Raw genomic sequence first — 20,740 nt, forward strand, 5'->3', positions numbered from 1 at the left:
CCCCGTGCTCGGAGTTGAAGAGGCGTTTTTTATAGCTGCGACGTCATGGATTGCAAGTGCGGCCCGCGCAGTTTGCGCGCCGCGTGTCGTCGCCGCAACAGGGGAACGGACGTGTTTTGCGCGAAAAGGGACGCCAAAATGCGATCGGCCCGGGCAAAGCCGGGCCGATCTGAGGTGTTTTCGTCGATTTCTGAGCGATCCGCTGATTGGCGACGAAGCTCAGTTCACCGGCTTCACTTCGGGGAAGGCCCATTCGCCGCTCAGGATGACCTGCTCCGGGCGATAGAGCCGGGCGGTGTAGTTCCAGCCGTCGACGATCGGCAGGCAGTTCGCGATCTTGCCGTCACAGCCGCCGAACTGGATCGTCACCGAACCATCCGCATTCTTGTCCGCGGTGATGTTGTTGACCGAATAGGCGTTGTGGTCGTTCTTCTCGAAGAAGCCCTGCTTGTTGTAAACGCTGACCGACCAGAAGGCCTGCACCGGCACGTCCTTCGGCAGGGTGACGGTATAGACCGTCTTGCCGTCGTTATTCGCGGGCGCGAAGCTCTGGTAATTAGCCTCGCTGTCCGGCAGGCCGCCCCAGCCGGCTGCCGTGCCGATCAGGTGCTTGATGGGATCGACCTGCTCGCGTGTTCCGAAGGCGCCGCTAAACGACGTCTGGTGCTTTGCCAGCGTGAGCAGCCCATTGCGGATATCGGTGAGGCTGTCCTGATCCCAGTCGGGGAGCTCGAGCTTGCCCGCGTCCGCCTGGCTGACGACGATAGCATCCTGCAGCTTGTGGACCGCCTCGACATCCTTGGGGTCGTTGGGATCGACGAGGGTTCGGATGGCGGCGAAGGCATATCGGGTACCGAGCGATTCCTGCGTCAGCGTAACCGACTCCTTTCCGTGCGCGACGGTCGGGATATAGTGGTCCTGGTCGACGATCATCATCGACATGTAGCGCTCGCCAGAATCCGGCAGCGAAATCGTGGCCGGACCAGCGGCAAGATCAAACACGGCAAAAGAATAGAGCGTATCGCGGTTCATGCGAATGACGGTCTGGTCGTCGATCGAGGCTGGTTCCCGCGAGTGCTGGAACTTGCCCAGGGCGCCCACGACCTTCGCATTCGTCGCGAGGTAATTGTCGGTCTCGGCGCGGACGAAGTTGTCCGTGGTGACCAGAGATTTGCCGTCTGATGCCTGGGCGAATGCACCGCCCGTCAGGGCGACTGACGCGAGGAAAAGACCCAATCCAACCGAGCGAAACATAGACATACCCCTTGATTCCAGACTGCGCTGCGTAACCGCGCGGACGATTTCACAAGGCTCGGCCGTGTGCAACTCAAATGGCACCCAGGGCCGGACCATCCACTAGGGGTAGGTCCGGAAAATGACCGGCATAAAACAACCCGGCGCAATTCCATGCGCTCCGAGGGGACGTCGTGGTGGGGCGGACATAGAGTCTTGAGCGGGCAGACCGTGAGCCTCCACTCTCCAAAATCGGCTACTTTTGACGGGGCCTACCGCATGCGCAAAATGGCCTTGGCCGCAGGGATGCCGTGGCTCCAAAACGCACTCGGCCCGGACATGCCGGGCCGAGGCTTCTGTTCGAACGGGTGTCGAGATCAGCCGATCTTCTTGCCGCGCGCGATGTCCTGATCGAAGCAGAGGTCCAGGATGCGCTGGATCTCGGCGGCGCGGCGGAAGCTCGGATCGCCGTTGACGCCCGAGTTGCAGGCTTTGACGAAGCGCTCGTAGGTCGTGACGACAGGCGGGCACTCGACCGGCTTCCAGGTCTGCGTCTCGATATCCGGGCCGGTGCAGATCTTCAGCGACGAAGCCTTGCCGTCGGTCTTCACCTGAAGCGCGCCTTCGGTGCCGAACAGGAGCAGGGTGAGGTCGTTGGCATGGCCGGTGGCGAAGCGGGTCGCCGTGATCGTGCCGATCGCGCCATTGGCGAATTCGGCCATCATGACGGCCGAGTCATTGGCGTCGAGCTTGTATTCGCCGATCTGGTCGCCATCCGCCTTGTGGAAGGTCTTCAGGCGGCTTTCTACCGTGGTAACGTCGCTATCGGCGCCGAACGAGGCGAAGTCGACGATGTGCACGCCGATGTCGCCCAGCACGCCCTTGGAGCCGTGCTCTTCCGACAGACGCCAGAGCCAGCGCGATTCCGTGCGCCAGTCGCCCCACTGCTTGCCGACCAGCCAGCTCTGCAGATAGGACGCCTCGACGTGGCGGATCCCACCGATCTTGCCAGCCGCTACCAGCTCGCGTGCCTTCTGCAGCGCGGGCGAATTGCGGTAGGTGAGGTTCACCATGTTGATGACGCCCTTCGCCTCGGCCGTTTCGGCCATTTCGAGGGCGTGCGGGTAGTCGGTCGCCAGCGGCTTCTCGCAGAAGACATGCTTGCCGGCGGCGAGCAGCTTCATCGTCGTGGCGTAGTGGACGGCGTCCGGCGTCACGTTGGCGGCGGCGTCGAACTGCCCCCAGGCGATCGCGGCGTCGAGATCAGCGAACAGGTTGGTGATGCCGTGCTTCTTGCCGAAGGCGGCGCGACGCTCGGCATCGGTCTCGACAGCGGCGACGACGGTTGCGCCCGGCGCTGCCTTGAAGGCGACGGCGTGGCTTTCGGCCATGCTGCCGGTTCCGAGGATGAGGATCTTGACCATGGATATCGCTCTTGGCTGACGGGAGGCTCTTGGCGGACGGGAGCGGATCCCGAGGGGGGCAACGGTAAGATTTCATCTCCCGCCGCGCGGGAGAGGTCGACAGCGAAAATGGCGGGGCGGGCGTAAATCGGCCGGGTGAGGGCGCAAACCCTCATCCGGCCTTGAGCCTCTCCCTTCCTGGAAGAGAGAGGCAAACGCGACGCCCGCCAGGCAGGCCTGCTCCGACTAGTGGAAGCCTTCTTCGCCGCGCTTGTGCAGCGTCTCACCCTTGATGGTGAGCGGGCCGTTCGGAGCCTTGTCGGCCGGGGTGTTCGGCGCCTTCTCGATGCCGGCCCAGGCCGGAGCGGGGTTGTAGGCCCACTTCACGGCGTTCTTCAGCACCTGCTTGACGTCGGGGTTGTAATAGATCGGGTAGGTCTCGTGGCCGGGCGAGAAGTAGAACACCTTGCCGCCGCCACGACGCCAGGTCAGGCCCGAACGGAACACTTCGCCGCCTTCGTACCAGGTGACGAAAACCGTCTCGTCGGGCTCCGGAACCGTGAAGGGTTCGCCGTACATCTCGGTCTGCTCGAACTCGAAATAATCGGACAGGCCCTGGGCGATCTGGTGATTGCGGTTGATCACCCAGACGCGCTCGAGTTCACCGGCTTCGCGCCACTTGAGCGAGCAGGGGGTGCCCATCAGGCGCTTGAAGATCTTCGAGAAGTGGCCCGAATGCAGGACGATCAGGCCCATGCCTTCCCAGACGCGCTTGGCAACGCGCTCGACGACGGCGTCGGAAACTTCGCCATGCGACTTGTGTCCCCACCAGATCAGCACGTCGGTATCGGCCAGGCGCTGCTCGGTCAGGCCGTGCTCGGGCTCCTGCAGCGTCGCGGTCGACACTTCGATGACGGGATCCTCGTCGAGGCCCTTGGCGATGGTGGTGTGCATGCCTTCCGGATAGATCTTCCGGACGACTTCATTTTCTTGCTCGTGGACGTTTTCGCCCCAGACAACAACGCGGATCGTCATGACCATGGTCTCCCTAGACGCTTCCTTGAGCGCGATCTTGCCGATCGCGCTATTGCGATGATGATTGCCCTGGTGGACCCGCGGTGGGAAAGCCGGGAGGGGCTGGGTCCATCCAAAGCGCTTTGAATCGTAAACCAGCCCACCATAACCTGCATCCCCGTTGACGCAATATCCCCTGTTCTTGGCCAATCTGTCGCAGAGGCGAGCGCGGGCTGAAAACCCCTCAGGACCCTTTTGCGGGCTCGGCGATTGCCGGGCCCCGGCCGGTCAGGTCGTCGCCCGCGGTTCGCGGCAGGCGCGCACAGACAAAGGCCGCGAGCAGCGAAATGCTGGTGACAGTCAGGAAGGCGGCCGAAAAATCGGCCATGACCGGCTGCGTCCGCCCCGAAACGGCGACGGCGACATGCAGCACGGAAGCCGAGACGCAGATGCCGAGCGACAGCATCATCTGCTGCATCGTCGTGTAGAAGCCCGTCGCCGCGCTCATGCGGTCCCGCTCGACCTCGGCATAGGCGATGGTGTTGTAGGCCGTGAACTGCAGCGACTGCGAGAAGCCGCCGATCAGCAGCACGAGATAGATGGCGGCGAGCGGCCAGTCCGGCCGGAAGGTCGCATAAATCGCCAGGAAGGCGCTGGCGATGACGCTGTTCCAGATCAGCGTGTTGCGGAAGCCGAAGCGGCGCAGGATCGGCGCGGCCGAGGCTTTCATCGCCATCGCGCCGGCGGCCGAAACGAAGGTGACGAGGCCGCTATGCAGCGCGGACATGCCGAAGCCGAGTTGCATCATCATCGGCAGCAGGAAGGGCATGGCGCCCGCCGTGATCCGCGCGAGGCCGCCGGCGATGACCGAAAGGCGGAACGTCTTCAGCCGCATCAGCGTCAGATCGAGGATCGGCGCGGCGTGGCGACGGGCATGGGCGATGTAGAGCGCGCCGGTAACAAGCCCGACAACCAGCAGCAGCAGGGCGGTGCGCGGCGACGCCTCGCCGCGTCCGCCTGTCTCGAAGGCGAAGAGAAGTGAGGCGAGCGATGTGCCGGACAGCAGCAGCCCGAGCACGTCGAATGGCCGGCGGATTTCTTCGCAGACATTGTCGATGTACCGGCTGGCGAGCGCGATGCCGACGACGCCGAGCGGCAGGTTCACATAGAAGATCCAGCGCCAGTCGAGATAGGTAACGATGACGCCGCCGACCATCGGGCCGATCACCGGGCCGATCAGGGCCGGCACCATCACCCACGCCATGGCCGAGACGAAATCGGCTCGCGATACGGTTTTCAGGATCACCAATCGGCCGACCGGCACCATCATCGCGCCGCCGAGCCCCTGCAGCACGCGGGCAAACACCAGGAAGGGCAGGCTATGCGCCTGGGCGCATAGCAGCGATCCCGCCATGAAAATCGCGATCGCGGCGCAGAACACATTCCGCGCGCCAAAACGATCGGCGATCCAGCCGCTGGCCGGAATGAACACAGCCAGGCTGAGCAGATATCCCGTCAGCGCGACGCTCATGTCGAGCGGCGATACGCCAAAGCTGCGCGCCATGGTGGGAAGCGCCGTCGAAAGCACGGTCGAATCCAGCTGCTCCATGAACAGAGCGCTGGCGACGATGAGGGCGGTGATGCGGTAGGTGGGGGCAGGGGCGGCGGGCGAGACGCCTGCGCCGAGGACAGTGTCGCTGGGCATAAAGGCTGCATTTCGTAAGGTGGGCTGTCTATCTGACTGATAGGCCCGCAAGGCGCAATTCACAATCCCGTGGTATAAGGTGGCGGCCCGGCTTGACTTGATCGGCCACGGCAATCTATATCCGGCCACCTTCCCCGGAACGCTTTCTCCGGTCGGCAAGGGCGGTTAGCTCAGCGGGAGAGCATTCGCTTCACACGCGAAGGGTCACTGGTTCAATCCCAGTACCGCCCACCATTTTCCTTTCTTCATCGGCAGCGATTGAGTTGGCTCGCATCACCCTTTCCAGGTGATTTGCGGGCAGCGATCGGGCTTGGACGCGATGGCGGGTCGGCCCGCTGCCGGGTGCGGCTGCTTGATGGTTGCGTCATCCCAAACGCTCGTCTCAGGAAATGTCCCGCGATCGCCCCACTGCTTCTCGACGAGGGCAGACAGGGATGGTGTCCCGGCGACAGGCTTGCTGCGCCTCATTGGCTGTTTCTGGCTGGGGTAGGGCGTCAGAGGGGGCTCTGCCCGTTGGGACAGCCGCGCCGCGCGCGACGGACTGTCCGATAGGTTCTCAAAGGGTGGGGCGCTCAGGCCTGTTCCAGCATCAGGTGGAGCTGGCTTTGCTCGGCGACGCGTTCGTGTTTTTCGAGTTCGCTCTTGATGCGGTACTGCAGCCGGCCGCCGGATTCGGGGAGGGCTGCGATGATGAGATAGGTGCCGGGAGCCGAGCTGAAAATCTTGCTCCTGTCCATGGTGACCCGTTGTCCAACTTTAAATGTATGTGCCATGCTAAATTTATAGCAGAAAAATGCTTTAAAGAGTCGGTCTTTTATGATGCGTTTTTTATCGCTCATCGATCCGGCAGCATGGGAAGATCAGCCGGCCACATTGGCTCGTCCAAAAATGACTTGAAGAATAATTTGCATTTACCGTTTCATTCGTCTAGGGTCTCTCATCCCAGCCGAACAGAGCGGGAGTTCGACAGGCGCATTCGTCAATGCAGCGGTCGTCCACGTTTGAAGCGGACGGATGTACTCCGTTTCTGGTTTTCCCTGATCGTTTGACGATTGATCAGATGCTCTGGTTGGGTTTGCGAACTTGATCGGTGAATGTTGCCGCGCGCCTTATGGGCTGCCGGTGGTGCTCCCGGTCCGGTTCGCTTCGAAGGCGCGCTGGCATGGTGCTGGCGTGAATGACTAAGGTAGTTTTCTAAATGGCCGATATTGGCACCGTTAAGTTCTTCGATTCCACGCGCGGCTTCGGCTTCATCGCGCCTGACGCCGGTGGTCCGGACGTCTTCGTGCATGTGACCGCTCTTGAAGCAGCCGGCATGCGTTCGCTCAATGAAGGCCAGAAGGTTTCCTTCGACGTCATCAGCGATCGCGGCAAGACCAAGGCTTCGAATCTCGCTGCTGTCTGAGCCTTAAGGCCCAGACTTGAAATCGAAGAGCCCGGCTTAGCGCCGGGCTTTTTTGTGTCTGGATTTCTGCGGGGCGGAAGCTAGGCCCTCACCCCAGCCCTCTCCCGCAAGCGGTAGAGGGGGTGGGTCGTGTCCCGTTGCGGGGGCCAGCCACCAGGACCCAGCAGAGCCAATTCGACACACGGCGAGCAAATTGGACCCACGGCGAACCGGTCCGCCCAAGGGGGCTCGATCCCACCAAAGCGCCGGCGGAAAAGCCCTCTACCGCCTGCGGGCGAGGGTTGGGTGAGGGCTTCCTTCGTTTGTGCAACGACGTGCTGCACCGGAACGAGAGCCTTTCAGAGCGGGATCGCCAGTTGTCCGTCGCCGCCGACGCGCGGCACGATGCGGACGTTCATCGCCTTGATTTCCTCATAGCGCTTCATCTCGCGCGAATAGGGGCGCCAGTCGTAGAGCAGCAGCTCGGCCGGACGCCAGAGACCGACCCAGCCGGCGATGATAAAGCCCTCGCCGAACAGGCGACCGACCGCATTGCCCTTGAAGATCAGCTCTTCGAACAGCAGCGACAGCGCCAGGCAGATGCCCCAGAACACGAGGCCGATGCGCAGCGCCTTTCGCCCCTCGAGCCAGATCTCGCGCTTCTTCTGCACGGCGAGGCGGATCTGCGCGTTGCAGTAGTTGGTGATGGCGATGCTCACCTTGGCCGGCAGGCCGGGTTCGATCATCGCTTCCGGCAAGTGGATGACGATACTGCTGATGCCCTTTTTGCCGCCGGGGCGGGCATTCATCGTGTCGATCAGCTGATCGATACCCGACGCCTCGATATTCTCGCCGAGGAACGGATCGACTTCCGGTGTCTGGAAGAAGTTATGGATATCGCTCAGATAAAGATCGACGGTGTCGTCAGCCGGGCTGGTCATTCTGACTGGACTCGTTTCGAGAGAGATATCCGACAAACATGAATGGCCGGCCCAATCTGGACCGGCCATGATTTAGATCACGTTGCTGCCCATCGAACCATCCGCGCGGATGGTTCGAACCGGATCGATCAGACGCTTTGCGCTTCGACCGCCGCGAGCGCCGTCATGTTGACGATGCCGCGCGAGGTGACGGACGGCGTCAGGATATGGGCGGGCTTGGCGGCGCCGAGCAGGATCGGGCCGACATGCAGCGCGTCGGTCATCACCTTGACGACGTTCATCGTGATGTTGGCGGCGTCGAGGTTCGGGAACACCAGCAGGTTAGCCTCGCCTGTCAGCTTGGACTTCGGCATGACGCGGGCGCGCAGCGTTTCCGAAAGTGCGGAGTCGCCATGCATTTCGCCGTCGACTTCGAGGTCCGGCGCCGTCTCCCAGAGCAATTCGGTCGCCCGGCGCATCTTGGCGCTCGAAGCATTATCGCGAGAGCCAAAATTCGAATGCGACAGCAGCGCCGCCTTTGGAGTGATGCCGAAGCGGCGAATGTGGTCGGCGGCAAGCCGCGTCACTTCGGCGATCTCTTCCGCTGTCGGGTTCTCGTTGACATAGGTGTCGGTCAGGAACGTCGTCGCGCCGGACGAGATCAGCAGGCTCATGGCCGAATAGGCATGGCTGCCCGGCCGCAGGCCGACGATGTCGCGGATGACCCGGAAATTGGTCCGGAACTGACCTTCGAGGCCGCAAAGCAGCGCGTCGGCGTCGCCGCGGATCAGCGCCAGCGCGCCAATGACGGTCGCATTGGTGCGGACGATGGTGCGCGCCGCATCCGGGGTGATGCCGTGCCGGCCCATCTTGTCGAGGTAGAGATCGACATAGTCGCGATAGCGCTTGTCGTCCTCTGGGTTGATGATCTCGCAATCGACGCCCGGCTTGAACCGCAACCCGAAGCGCTTGACGCGCACCTCGATCACAGAGGGGCGGCCGATCAGGATCGGCTGCGCCATTCCATCTTCCAGCGCCACCTGGGCGGCGCGCAGAACGCGCTCGTCCTCGCCATCGGCGTAGATGACGCGCTTCACGTCCTGCTTGGCGGCAGCGACCATCGGCTTCATCAGCAGGCCGGACTTGAAGACGAAGCGCGTCAGCCGGTCCATATAGGCGTCGAAATCGGTGATCGGCCGGGTTGCAACGCCGGAGTCCATCGCCGCCTTCGCCACGGCCGGCGCGATCCGCAGGATCAGGCGCTGATCGAAGGGCGAGGGGATCAGGTAGTCCGGCCCGAACGAGAGCTGCACGCCGCCATAGGCCTGGGCCACGACATCGGACGGCTCTTCATGCGCGAGCGCCGCGATGGCATGCACCGCCGCCTGCTTCATTTCCTCGTTGATCGTCGTCGCGCCGACATCGAGCGCGCCGCGGAAAATGTGAGGAAAGCAGAGTACGTTATTGACCTGATTGGGAAAATCCGACCGGCCGGTGCAGATCATCACGTCCGGGCGCACGGCGCGGGCGTCGTCCGGCATGATTTCCGGCTTGGGGTTGGCCAGCGCCAGGATCAGCGGCCGCTCAGCCATGCGGGCGACCATGTCGGGCTTCAGCACGCCGGCGGCCGAGAGGCCGAGGAACACGTCGGCGCCGTCGATGATCTCTGCCAGCGTCCGCTTGTCGGTCTTCTGCGCGAAGACGGACTTCCATTGGTCCATCAGGACTTCGCGGCCCTCATAGACAACGCCTTCCAGGTCGGCGACCCAGATGTTTTCGAGCTTGGCGCCAAGCGCCACCATCTGGTTGAGACAGGCAAGCGCCGCGGCGCCCGCGCCCGAACAGACGATCTTCGCCTCAGCGATTGGCTTCGCCTTCAGCCTCAGGCCGTTGATGACGGCGGCGCCGACGATGATCGCCGTGCCGTGCTGGTCGTCATGGAAGACGGGGATCTTCATGCGGGCGCGCAGCTTGCGCTCGATCTCGAAGCATTCCGGCGCCTTGATGTCTTCGAGGTTGATGCCGCCGAAGGTCGGCTCCAGCGCGGCGACCACATCGACGAACCGGTCGATGTCGCGTTCCTCGACCTCGATGTCGAACACGTCGATGCCGGCGAATTTCTTGAAGAGGACGGCCTTGCCTTCCATCACCGGCTTCGAGGCCAATGCGCCGATCGCGCCGAGGCCGAGCACGGCGGTGCCGTTCGAGATGACGGCGACGAGGTTGCCACGGGCGGTATAGTCGAAGGCCTTGGCAGGGTCGGCCGCGATGGCGAGGCAGGGTGCCGCGACGCCAGGCGAATAGGCCAGCGCCAGATCGCGCTGATTGCCGAGCGGCTTGGTAGCCCGGATCTCAAGCTTTCCCGGCTGCGGGAAGCGGTGATAGAAGAGCGCGCTCTCGTCGAGATCGGCGCCCGCCGGGCTTTTTTCGGTCATTTAATCTTGCCTGCGAACGATACGGATGGATGGCAGTTACCCTGCCGGTTTCCGTCCTAGCCGATCAGGGCAAGCGAGGCGAGCGAATGAGTGTCAGAAAGCCGCGAAGTTCGAACGAGTCGCAGCACCGCAAGCAATACCCTTGGTCATGCACATGCTGATGGCCGAGGTACGCGGATCGCGGAGGTCGGAATGCGAGGGGCGCTGGACGAGTTCGGCCAGGCCGATACCGACCAAGGTTGCAAAAAGGGTGACGGCGAAGAACGAACGGGTGGCCATACGCGATACTCCAGAAGCCTTAGGTCGATCGTCGGATCCTGCGCCCCCGCAACTGAACCCAACCTGAAACCTGCGTTTAGATTGCGTTCGGAATGATTGCGATTTGATTAAAATTGTCCCGATCTTAGGGTTTTGGTGACGTTGATGGCGGGACTGTGGATGGCTTGCGTCTTGACGCTACGGGCGAATTCCTGCATCACGCTGGCATGACGGCTTTTCCGCGTTTCAACGGCATTACCTGCTGCGGGATTATTACCGGCTAGCTCACGCTGGCTGAGGCCGTTCCTCTGTTCCATTCCGATAGAGACGAACGCCAAGGCCGGCGCGCTTTTGTTCATTCGGGATCGTTCAATGACACTGCGCCTCTACAATACGCTGACCAAGGAGAAGGACGCTCTCGCGCCGCTCCTCCGCGATCCCGTCACGGGCAAGGACCATGTCCGCATGTATGTGTGCGGGCCGACGGTCTATGACTTCGCCCATATCGGCAATGCGCGCCCCGTCATCGTCTTCGACGTGCTGTTCCGGTTGCTGCGCCATCTCTATGGCCCGGATCATGTCACCTATGTCCGCAACATCACGGACGTGGACGACAAGATCAACGCACGCGCCGCCGTCGACTATCCCGATCTGCCGCTCAACGCGGCGATCCGTCTGGTGACGGAGAAGACCGACGCGCAGTTCCAGGCGGATGTGGCGGCCCTTGGCTGCCTGCCGCCGACGGAACAGCCGCGCGCCACCGAACATATCGACGGCATGAAGGCGATGATTGAGCGTCTCGTTCAGCGCGGCGTCGCCTATGTGGCAGAGGGCCATGTGCTGTTCTCGCCATCGGCCATGGACAAGCTGAACGGCAAGCTGCCGCGCTATGGCGCGCTCGCCCGCCGCTCGCTCGACGAGATGCTGGCCGGTGCCCGCGTCGACGTCGCCCCCTACAAGAAGGAGCCGATGGATTTCGTGCTCTGGAAGCCTTCGGCCGAAAACGAGCCGGGCTGGCCTTCGCCGGCGGGCATCGATGGGCGCGGCCGTCCGGGCTGGCACATCGAATGCTCGGCCATGTCGATGGCGAAGCTCTTGGAGCCGTTTGGCGGCGGGCTGAATTGCGACGACCCGCTGAAGAACACGTTCGACATCCATGGGGGCGGCATCGATCTCGTCTTCCCGCACCACGAGAACGAGATCGCGCAGTCCTGCTGCGCCTTCGATGCGCCGCGCATGGCCAATATCTGGATGCATAACGGCTTCCTGCAGGTCGAAGGCGAGAAGATGTCGAAGAGCCTCGGCAACTTCGTCACCATCCGCGAACTGCTGGAAACGGGAAGCTTTGGGGAGCGCATCTGGAGCGGACCTGTACTGCGGCTGGCCATGCTGAAGACGCACTACAGGCAACCCATTGATTGGACCGCGCGCGCTCTGGAAGAGGCCGCCGGAACAATCAATGCCTGGCGCGAGATTGTTCGAGGTATTCCACTCGCACCGCAGGACGCGCCAAGGAATGTTTCCGAGGACGTGATCACGTCTTTGGCAGACGATTTGAATTTCTCCCAAGCTCTGGCTGCGATGCATAATTTGGCGCGGGAAGCGCGGCGTGGAAACGCCGAAGCCGCTAAGTCGCTGGCGGCAACGGCGGACTTCATCGGCCTCGATCGGCATCTCTGGGGTGGCAACGAAGACGCAATGATCTTCGCTCGGGCAACCGATAGGGCGCTGGATGACGCAATCGATGCGCTCATCGCCGCCCGTCTCGAAGCCCGGCGTGCCAAGAACTTCGCCGAGGCCGACCGCATCCGCGCCGAGCTCGACGGGATGGGCATCGTGCTGAAGGACGCCAAGGATCCGGTGACCGGCGAGATTGTCACGACATGGGAGGTGAAGCGTTGAGCGCGGCCCCGTCCCACACACAGTCCGTCATCCCCGCGAAGGCGGGGATCCATGCAGCCGGGTTCGTCGTGGTCCGTAAGATCGCAGTTTCAATTCCAAGAGCTTTAACGCCAGGCGCTTCAGCGGAATGGATCCCCGCCTTCGCGGGGATGACGGCGAATGGGCTGCCGTTGACTGCGCTCGCCCCGACGTCCGGCCAAAGAATTCACGCGCGCTGAACCGCGCGCCAACCAGAAAGACAAACCAATGACCAAGATTCCGCTCGACGAAGCCCTGATCGACCAGCTCATTGCTGACCGTATTGCAGCGCGTGCCGACAAGGATTTTGCCAAGGCCGACACCATCCGCAAGCAGCTCGACGCCATGGGCCTCGTCATCATCGACGGCAAGGACGAAGCAACCGGCGAGTTCTGGACCACGTGGGATCGCAAGGCGACACCAGAAGAAGAATCCGAATGACGAAAGAGCGCCTTTATCTTTTTGATACGACGCTGCGCGACGGTGCGCAGACGAATGGTGTCGACTTCTCGGTCGAGGACAAGGTCTTGATCGCCGGCATGCTCGACGCGCTCGGCGTCGATTATGTCGAGGGCGGCTATCCCGGCGCCAATCCGACCGATACCCGCTTCTTCACCGAGAAGCGGACGAACCGGGCGAAGTTCACCGCCTTTGGCATGACCAAGCGGGCAGGGGTCAGCCTCTCCAACGATCCCGGCATCAACACGCTGCTCGCGGCTTCTTCGGACGCGATCTGCTTCGTTGCCAAGACCTGGGACTATCAGGTCAAGATCGCGCTCGGCGCCACCGAGGAAGAGAACCTCGAAGGCATCCGCCAGTCGGTCGAGGCGGCCGTCGCAGCCGGCAAGGAAGCGCTCGTCGATTGCGAGCATTTCTTCGATGGCTACAAGGCCAACCCGACCTATACGCTGGCCTGCGCCAAGACCGCCTATGACGCCGGGGCGCGCTGGATCGTGCTTTGCGAGACCAATGGCGGCACGCAGCCGGATGAGGTCGAGCGGATCGTGCGCGAGGTGGCCAAGGTCATTCCGGGCGATCATCTCGGCGTTCATGCGCATAACGACACCGAGCAGGCGGTTGCCAATTCGCTGGCGGCCATCCGTGGTGGCGCACGCCATATCCAGGGCACGCTGAACGGCATCGGCGAGCGCTGCGGCAACGCCAATCTGACCTCGATCATTCCGACCCTGATGCTGAAGCCGGTCTATGCCGACCAGTTCGAGATCGGCGTGACGATGGAAGGCTTGCAGGGTCTGACGGCGCTGTCGCACCGCTTCGACGAAATCGTCAACCGCGCGCCAAATCGCCAGGCTCCCTATGTCGGCGCGTCGGCCTTTGCCACGAAGGCCGGCATTCATGCCTCGGCCATCGTCAAGGATCCGAGCACCTATGAGCATGTGAAGCCGGAATCGGTCGGCAATCATCGCCGCGTGCTGGTTTCCGATCAGGCGGGCCGCTCGAACCTGCTCGCAGAGCTGTCACGGCTCGGCATCACCGTCGACAAGGGCGACCGTCGTCTCGACGCGCTGCTTTCCGAGGTGAAGGAGCGCGAGGCGGTCGGCTATTCCTACGAGGGCGCCGACGCTTCGTTCGAGCTTCTGGCTCGCCGCACGCTCGGTCATGTGCCGGATTACTTCACGGTCGAGAGCTTCCACGTCACCGTCGAGCGCCGCTTCAACGCGGTCGGCAAGCAGATTTCCGTCTCGGAGGCCGTGGTCAAGCTGATCGTCGGCGGCGAGCGTCTGCTGACGGTGGAAGAGGGCAACGGCCCGGTCAACGCACTCGACCGGGCGCTGCGCAAGGATCTCGGCGTCTACCAGGACATCATCTCGGATCTCGAGCTGATCGACTACAAGGTCCGCATCCTGAACGGCGGCACCGAAGCGGTGACGCGTGTGCTGATCGAGACGCGCGACGAAACCGGCGATAGCTGGATGACGATCGGCGTGTCGGAAAACGTCGTCGACGCCTCGTTCGAGGCGCTGCTCGACTCGATCATCTACAAGCTGGTGCGTTCCGGCGCGAAGCCGGCCAAGGGGTAGGCTGGCCCCGTCATAAACAAACGGCCAGGGCGAAAGCTCTGGCCGTTGGCGTTTCAGAGGTCGGAAATCGGGATCGCCTCGGCAGCCATGCGCTGGGCCGGGGCATGGCGCGCGGCCAACAGCTTCGGCACGATTTCCTCGGCCGTATTGGCGACGATGTAGTTCACCTCGAAGCCATTCCGGATGAAGCCGGCATCGGCCATATGGCGCAGAAGGACGATCAGCGGATCCCAGAAGCCGTTGATGTTGGCGATCAGGACCGGCTTCTTGTGCTGGCCGAGCTGGGCCCAGGTCATCATCTCGACCAGTTCCTCCAGCGTGCCAATGCCGCCGGGAAGCGCCACGAAGGCATCCGAACGCTCGAACATGATGCGCTTGCGTTCATGCATATCCTCGGTGACGACGAGGTCGTGCGCCGTCTCCAGCATCACTTCGCGTTCCTTGAGGAACTGCGGGATGATGCCGGTCACATGGCCGCCGGCGGCCATGACGGAGCGGGCCGTGATGCCCATCAGGCCGATGGCGCCACCGCCATAGACGAGGCCGAGGCCGGCATTGCCCATGGCCGTGCCGAGCTGTTGCGCGGATTCGGCATAGATCGGATCGTCGCCTGCGGAAGAACCGCAGTAGACGCAAATCGAGGAGAGCTGTGTCATGAGGGCTTCGTCGCATCGAAAGGGGCAAGCGTCAAGCCGCTGGCAATTGCATCACAGCGCCCGAAAACTGCGGTTTCGCTGCCTTGTCGCGCTGCGGAAAGCAGGTATAACAGAACCATGAGATGCCGGGAAAACAGCCAAGAATCGGCGGATTCCGGCAGGGGAAATTGAGCCCGCCGGGCGCGGAACCCGAGAGCCGTTCCGTTTTGAGCGACAGGTTTGTGCATCGATGGCTGAGAAGACACCTCCCGGACCGAAGACTTCCGGCCGCGTTGCCGGCGTAGCGGCGGCCGCCGCTATCCTGGTCGGGGGCTATTACGGCCTCGTCGTCAGGCCGGCTTCGACGCCTGCGCCCGAAGCGACGAGCGCCGGCGCAACCAAGGCGCCCGATGCCGCGCCAGTTGCTTCCGACGCGAAGCCCGCCGACAGCAAGCCCACGGAGGCGGCAGCCGCCGCCGCTGCGAAGCCTGCCGAGAAGGCCGAGGCCGCGAAGGACGAAGCCGCGATTCCGACCGAAGGCTCCGTGCCGAGCTTCGATATCGTCCGCGTAGAACCGACCGGCGAAACCGTGGTGGCCGGCCTTGCCGCGCCGAAATCCAAGGTCGAACTGATGGACGGTTCCGCGCCGATCGCCACCGCCGAAGCGAATGAGCGCGGCGAGTGGGCGATGGCAATCGAGAAGCCGCTCAGCCCCGGCACGCATGATCTCTCGATCCGCACGACGTCGGCCGACAAGAAGACCGAAAGCCTTTCCGAGCAAAGCGTCGCCGTGCAGGTGCAGGAGCCCGGCAAGGGCGAAGCGCTCGTCGTGCTGAACACGCCGGACGCCGCCAGCAAGATCCTGCAAAAGCCCGAAGTCGCGGGCGAAACCCAGGTTGCCGCCGCCGCGACTCCTTCGGCGCCCGCCGGGACAGAAACACCGGCCACGCCAGAAAACGCCGCCGCGGCCCCGGCTGCTCCGGACGCCGCGGCCAGGCCTGACACCGCGGTCAAGCCTGACGCAGTTGCCACCGCGTCTAAGTCTGACGCAGCTGCCACGCCTGAAGCAGCATCCCAGCCCGACACGGCGGCCAAGCCTGACGCAGTTGCCAAGACGGATGCGCCCGCGACGCCAGACGCGCCTGCGAACGCGGATACGCTGGCCGAGGCCGACAAGGCTGCCAATCCCGACACCAAGCCTGGTGTCGCCCCCGCGGTTCAAACCCATGCGATGACGGCCGAACAGCCGGCCTCGATGCCGGATACCAAGTCGCCGGATACCAAGACGGCCGAGGTTACGCCGCCCGCCGCGGCGCCACAGGTTACCGTTGATGCGGTCGAGGTCGAGGACGGCAAGACCTTCGTCGCCGGCTCCGCCAAGACGAGCGCGCCGGTTCGCGTCTATGTCGACGAGAAGCCGATCGGCGAGGCCAAGCCGGGCGAGGGTGGCCGCTGGCTGCTCGAGACGCCGACGGCAATCGAGCCCGGCCGCCGCGTTGTCCGCGCCGATCAGGTTGAGCCGGATTCCGGCAAGGTCGTTTCCCGCGCTGAGGTGCCGTTCGAGCGCACCGCCGATGTGGCTGCGCTCTCGCCGGTCGTGGCGGGTGGCGGCGGTGCCGGTGGCGCGAGCGCCGATGGCAATGTGCCGGCCCCGCAGAACGTCATCATCCGTCGCGGCGACAATCTCTGGAGCATTTCCCGCCGCCTTTATGGCCGCGGCATTCGCTTCTCGACGATCTACGCGGCGAACGACGATCAGATCCGCAATCCGAACCTGATCTATCCAGGCCAGACCTTCGTGTTGCCGACTGGCGACGCGAACTGGACGAACTGAGTCAAAATCACCATGTGAGCGGAGCGCGCGGATGCGCGCTCCTTCTTTCCACCGCGCCCGGCCCGATGCCGAGGCGCGGTTTTGCCGTTGCGCCCGCGCGCGGCGACGCCTGCGATAATCTGGAGAGACGCCAATGAGCGCGAACCAAAGCGCCAAGCCGCAGCCCGCCAAGGGCGTGCCGGACGAAGAAAAGGACGCGACCGCGTTCTCCACGATTGCGAGCCTCTGGCCCTACATCTGGCCGAAGGATCGCGCCGATCTCAAAATGCGCGTGGCGGGCGCTCTCGTCATCCTGGTGCTCGCCAAGGTCCTGACGGTCTGCATTCCATTCCTCTACAAATGGGCGACCGACGCGCTCGTCTCGCCCGCCAACGCCGCCGGCGACAAGGCAGGCGTGGCGATGATCATCACCGTGCCGATCATGCTGGTGGTCGCCTATGGCGTCGGTCGAATCCTGCTCAACGCCTTCAACCAGATGCGCGACGCGCTGTTTGCCCGCGTCAGCGAGAACGCGATCCGCAAGCTCGGCCGTCGCGCCTTCGTCCACATGCACCGCCTGTCGCTGCGTTTCCATCTGCAACGGCGCACCGGCGGCCTGTCGCGGACGATGGACCACGGCATGAAGGGCATCGACTCGATCGTCGATCACATCATCCTCAACACCTTCCCGACGCTGCTCGAGTTCCTGCTCGCAGCCGTCGTCATCGCCTGGCAGTTCAACCTGACCTATGTCGCGGTGATCGCCGTGACCATCGTCGCCTATGTCTGGTTCACCATCGTCGCCTCGAACTGGCGCATTTCGATCCGCCGCGAGATGAACGCTTCGGACACGGACGCCAACGCCAAGGCCGTCGACTCGCTGCTCAACTATGAGACGGTGAAGTATTTCGGCAATGAGGCGATGGAGGCCGACCGCTACGACAAGTCGCTGGAGCGCTATGAGGCCGCCTCGATCAAGACCTGGACGTCGCTTGCCTGGCTCAATTTCGGCCAGACGGTGATCTTCACGACCGGCATGACCATCTGCATGGCCCTGTCGGGTGCTGCGATCATGCGTGGCGAGCAGACCATCGGCGACTTCGTCATGATCAACGCGCTGCTGGTCCAGCTTTCCTTCCCGCTGAATTTCATCGGCACGGTCTATCGCGAGCTGAAGCAGGGCCTGGCTGACGTCGAGGCGATGTTCCGCCTGCTCGACATGCCGGAAGAGGTTCAGGACAAGCCGAACGCCCCGGCGCTCGTGGTCAAGGAAGGCACGGTTCGCTTCGAGAACGTGTCATTCCACTACGATCCGGCGCGCGAGATCCTGAAGGGCGTCGATTTCGAAGTTCCGGCCGGCAAGACGGTCGCCATCGTCGGCCCGTCCGGCGCCGGCAAATCGACCATCTCGCGTCTGATGTTCCGCTTCTATGACGTCACCGCCGGACGCATCACCATCGACGGCGTCGATATCCGCGACGTGCAGCAGACCAGCGTGCGCGCCGTCATCGGCATGGTTCCGCAGGATACGGTGCTGTTCAACGACACCATCGCCTACAATATCGGCTATGGCCGTCCGAGCGCGTCGATGGACGAAGTGCGCGAAGCGGCGCAGATGGCGCAGATCGCCGGCTTTATCGAGATGCTGCCGGATGGGTTCGATTCGGAAGTGGGCGAGCGCGGGCTGAAGCTCTCCGGCGGCGAGAAGCAGCGCGTGGCGATTGCCCGCACCATCCTGAAGGCGCCGCCGATCCTCGTTCTCGACGAGGCGACCTCGGCGCTCGACACCCACACGGAGCGCGAGATCCAGGGCGCGCTCGACCGTGTCTCCGCCGGACGCACGACGCTGGTGATCGCGCATCGCCTTTCCACAGTTGTGACAGCCGATGAAATCATCGTGCTGGAGGCGGGGCGGATCATCGAGCGCGGACGCCATAGCGATTTGATGCTGACGGGCGGTCTTTATGCTTCGATGTGGGATCGGCAGCGCGAAGCGGACGAGGCTGCGGAGCGTCTGCGCCGGGTCCAGGAGACGGATACGCTCGGAATCGTGGTGCGCGGACCGAAGGCAGAAATGGAAACCGTAAGCTAGGATCGCTTGGTTCGGGCTTTTCTCATGCCCTGTGCCACGCCTCATCCGCTCCGCCCTCATCCTGAGGTGCTTCGCGCAGCGAAGCCTCGGAGGAGGATTCAGCGGGCGTCCGGATGCGACACGACTGGGAGATTTGGCTGCCATCTACCTTGGGGGATCGCTGGAACCTCCTTCGAGGCCCGGCTTTGCCGGGCACCTCAGGATGATGGTCGAGCGTTGCAGGGATTTACGCGTGCGCTCCCCGCGAGGGGAGGAAACGGGACAGGGCGGCTTCACACCCCGGCCTATCCGTGATTTACCGGACGCGACTTATTCAGGAGACAGGGCAAAGCATGGATTCTGTGCTGAAATCGATCCGGGCGAATTTCGTGCCGATCCACCGCGAAGGTTATCCCTTCATCGCGATCCTCGCCTTTGTCACGCTCTTCCTGGGCTGGCTCTGGGGGCCGTTGTTCTGGCTCGGCCTGATCGTGACGGCGTGGTGCGTCTATTTCTTCCGCGATCCCTCTCGCGTGACGCCGCTCGATCCCGATCTGGTGATCAGCCCGGCAGATGGCCGCGTCTCGGCCGTGGGGCCCTGCGTCCCGCCGCCAGAACTCGAACTTGGCACAGCGCCGCGCGTTCGGATTTCGGTTTTCATGAACGTGTTCAATTGCCATGTGAACCGCGCACCCGTCGCCGGTCGCATCCATCGCATCGCCTACAAGCCCGGCAAGTTCCTGAATGCCGAGCTGGATAAGGCGAGCGAGGACAATGAGCGCAACGGTCTGGTGATCGATAGCGCGCACGGCCAGCTGGGCGTTGTCCAGATTGCCGGCCTCGTTGCCCGCCGCATCGTCTGCTTCACCCGCGAGGGCGTGCAGCTCTCCGCTGGTGAACGTTTCGGCCTGATCCGTTTCGGTTCGCGCCTCGACGTCTACCTGCCCGAGGGCGCCGTTCCGCTGGTGGCCGAAGGCCAGACGGCGATTGCCGGCGAGACGGTTCTGGCTCGTTTCGGCACGGCCAGCAGCGGTGCTGCTTCCGGCGTGCGGATCGACTGACATGGAAACGATTTTCCCGCCGTTCGATCCCGACGACGAGGAAGGCCAGCGGCGGGAGCCGCGACAGGTTCGCCAGATTCCGATCCGGATGATCCTGCCCAATCTGGTGACGCTGCTGGCGCTCTGCGCCGGTTTGACCGCGATCCGCATGGCGATCGAGGCGCGCTATGGCGAGGCGATCGCGATGATCGTCGTCGCCGCCGTGCTGGATGGCATCGACGGCCGCGTCGCGCGCTTCCTGCGCTCGACCTCGCGCTTCGGCGCAGAGCTGGATTCCTTGACCGACTTCGTCAATTTCGGCGTTGCACCGGCGATCCTGCTCTACGCCTGGGCGCTGGACGAGGTTCGTTCGCTCGGCTGGATCGCGGCCCTCGTCTTCGCAATCTGCGCAGCGCTCCGGCTTGCGCGCTTCAATGTTGCGATCGACAACCCGAACAAGCCCGAATGGCAGGCGAATTTCTTCGTTGGCGTTCCGGCACCGGCGGGTGCCCTGATCGTGCTGCTGCCGGTCTATCTCGAATATCTGGACCTGCCGCATGGGCGCTTCACCGCGCCTGTGGTGCTGATCTACACGGTGGCGTGCGGCCTGCTGATGGTGAGCCGTCTGCCGACATGGTCGGGCAAGAAGTTCGGCACCCGCGTTTCGCGCGAAGTCGTGCTGCCGCTGTTCGTGTTTGTCGTCGTGCTGGCGGCCATGCTGTTCAGCTATCCGTGGCATGTGCTGGCAGCGGGCGCGCTCGTCTATCTGGCGGCGTTGCCGTTCGGCTGGCAGGCCTGGCGCAAGCATCTGCGCGAAGAGCCGGCCCCCACTGCCGTGGACACGGACGCCAAATAGCAAAAAGCCCG

The 20,740-nt window shown here is 63.5% G+C and carries 18 protein-coding genes and 1 tRNA gene; 9 read left to right on the forward strand and 10 right to left on the reverse strand.

Annotated features, from left to right (window positions below; genetic code table 11):
• Window positions 1-219: 219 nt before the first annotated feature.
• The 4 genes from OSH12_RS04415 to OSH12_RS04430 all read right to left on the reverse strand — a co-directional run bounded on the left by OSH12_RS04415 (window position 220) and on the right by OSH12_RS04430 (window position 5,355).
• Window positions 220-1,254, reverse strand: a complete 1,035-nt coding sequence (locus OSH12_RS04415) for a DUF1254 domain-containing protein (RefSeq protein ID WP_266342456.1) — start codon at window positions 1,252-1,254, stop codon at window positions 220-222.
• Between the two features lie 356 nt (window positions 1,255-1,610).
• Window positions 1,611-2,657: a Gfo/Idh/MocA family protein gene (locus tag OSH12_RS04420; RefSeq protein ID WP_266342265.1), complete on the reverse strand. Its 1,047-nt coding sequence runs from the start codon at window positions 2,655-2,657 to the stop codon at window positions 1,611-1,613.
• Window positions 2,658-2,882: 225 nt separating this feature from the next.
• Entirely contained in the window at window positions 2,883-3,671 is a 789-nt protein-coding gene (locus OSH12_RS04425) for a ThuA domain-containing protein (protein WP_266342266.1), read from the reverse strand.
• A gap of 223 nt (window positions 3,672-3,894) precedes the next feature.
• Window positions 3,895-5,355 (reverse strand): DHA2 family efflux MFS transporter permease subunit, encoded by a 1,461-nt coding sequence (locus OSH12_RS04430; protein ID WP_266342267.1) that lies wholly within the window; start codon window positions 5,353-5,355, stop codon window positions 3,895-3,897.
• Window positions 5,356-5,514: 159 nt separating this feature from the next.
• Here OSH12_RS04430 and OSH12_RS04435 point away from each other — a divergent pair.
• Window positions 5,515-5,589, forward strand: a tRNA-Val gene (locus OSH12_RS04435).
• A 338-nt stretch (window positions 5,590-5,927) separates the two neighbouring features.
• Here the strand turns inward: OSH12_RS04435 and OSH12_RS04440 are convergent.
• Entirely contained in the window at window positions 5,928-6,194 is a 267-nt protein-coding gene (locus OSH12_RS04440; RefSeq protein WP_266342268.1) for a hypothetical protein, read from the reverse strand.
• Between the two features lie 359 nt (window positions 6,195-6,553).
• Here OSH12_RS04440 and OSH12_RS04445 point away from each other — a divergent pair, with 359 nt between their 5' ends.
• Entirely contained in the window at window positions 6,554-6,760 is a 207-nt protein-coding gene (locus OSH12_RS04445; protein ID WP_018184614.1) for a cold-shock protein, read from the forward strand.
• Window positions 6,761-7,098: 338 nt separating this feature from the next.
• Here the strand turns inward: OSH12_RS04445 and OSH12_RS04450 are convergent, their stop codons facing one another.
• The 4 genes from OSH12_RS04450 to OSH12_RS04465 all read right to left on the reverse strand — a co-directional run bounded on the left by OSH12_RS04450 (window position 7,099) and on the right by OSH12_RS04465 (window position 10,711).
• Window positions 7,099-7,680, reverse strand: coding sequence for a hypothetical protein (locus OSH12_RS04450; protein ID WP_266342269.1), 582 nt, complete (start codon window positions 7,678-7,680; stop codon window positions 7,099-7,101).
• A gap of 128 nt (window positions 7,681-7,808) precedes the next feature.
• Window positions 7,809-10,094 carry an NADP-dependent malic enzyme gene (locus OSH12_RS04455; protein ID WP_266342270.1) on the reverse strand — a complete coding sequence of 762 codons (2,286 nt, stop codon included), beginning with the start codon at window positions 10,092-10,094 and terminating at the stop codon, window positions 7,809-7,811.
• Between the two features lie 93 nt (window positions 10,095-10,187).
• The gene (locus OSH12_RS04460; protein WP_266342271.1) at window positions 10,188-10,373 is read right to left on the reverse strand and encodes a hypothetical protein; all 186 of its coding nucleotides are present in this window, start codon (window positions 10,371-10,373) and stop codon (window positions 10,188-10,190) included.
• 107 nt (window positions 10,374-10,480) lie between these two features.
• Entirely contained in the window at window positions 10,481-10,711 is a 231-nt protein-coding gene (locus OSH12_RS04465) for a hypothetical protein (RefSeq protein WP_266342272.1), read from the reverse strand.
• A gap of 13 nt (window positions 10,712-10,724) precedes the next feature.
• Here OSH12_RS04465 and cysS point away from each other — a divergent pair, with 13 nt between their 5' ends.
• The 3 genes from cysS to cimA all read left to right on the forward strand — a co-directional run bounded on the left by cysS (window position 10,725) and on the right by cimA (window position 14,314).
• A complete protein-coding gene (gene cysS, locus OSH12_RS04470; RefSeq protein WP_266342273.1) occupies window positions 10,725-12,254 on the forward strand; it encodes a cysteine--tRNA ligase in 1,530 nt (509 codons plus the stop codon).
• A 246-nt stretch (window positions 12,255-12,500) separates the two neighbouring features.
• Entirely contained in the window at window positions 12,501-12,713 is a 213-nt protein-coding gene (locus OSH12_RS04475; RefSeq protein WP_266342274.1) for a CysS/YqeB C-terminal domain-containing protein, read from the forward strand.
• Entirely contained in the window at window positions 12,710-14,314 is a 1,605-nt protein-coding gene (gene cimA, locus OSH12_RS04480) for a citramalate synthase (RefSeq protein WP_266342275.1), read from the forward strand. The genes OSH12_RS04475 and cimA overlap by 4 nt, the downstream gene beginning before the upstream one ends.
• Window positions 14,315-14,367: 53 nt before the next feature.
• Here the strand turns inward: cimA and OSH12_RS04485 are convergent, their stop codons facing one another.
• Window positions 14,368-14,970, reverse strand: a complete 603-nt coding sequence (locus OSH12_RS04485; RefSeq protein ID WP_266342276.1) for an LOG family protein — start codon at window positions 14,968-14,970, stop codon at window positions 14,368-14,370.
• A 229-nt stretch (window positions 14,971-15,199) separates the two neighbouring features.
• Here OSH12_RS04485 and OSH12_RS04490 point away from each other — a divergent pair, with 229 nt between their 5' ends.
• The 4 genes from OSH12_RS04490 (at window position 15,200) to pssA (ending at window position 20,729) form a co-directional block, all read left to right on the forward strand.
• A complete protein-coding gene (locus OSH12_RS04490; protein ID WP_266342277.1) occupies window positions 15,200-16,783 on the forward strand; it encodes a LysM peptidoglycan-binding domain-containing protein in 1,584 nt (527 codons plus the stop codon).
• A gap of 133 nt (window positions 16,784-16,916) precedes the next feature.
• Window positions 16,917-18,854, forward strand: coding sequence for an ABCB family ABC transporter ATP-binding protein/permease (locus OSH12_RS04495; RefSeq protein WP_266342278.1), 1,938 nt, complete (start codon window positions 16,917-16,919; stop codon window positions 18,852-18,854).
• A gap of 311 nt (window positions 18,855-19,165) precedes the next feature.
• Entirely contained in the window at window positions 19,166-19,894 is a 729-nt protein-coding gene (locus tag OSH12_RS04500; protein WP_266342457.1) for a phosphatidylserine decarboxylase, read from the forward strand.
• Window position 19,895: 1 nt separating this feature from the next.
• Window positions 19,896-20,729: a CDP-diacylglycerol--serine O-phosphatidyltransferase gene (gene pssA, locus OSH12_RS04505; protein ID WP_266342279.1), complete on the forward strand. Its 834-nt coding sequence runs from the start codon at window positions 19,896-19,898 to the stop codon at window positions 20,727-20,729.
• Window positions 20,730-20,740 lie beyond the last annotated feature (11 nt).

This window comes from Kaistia terrae (assembly GCF_026344005.1).
GTDB classification, from domain to species: Bacteria; Pseudomonadota; Alphaproteobacteria; order Rhizobiales; family Kaistiaceae; genus Kaistia; species Kaistia terrae.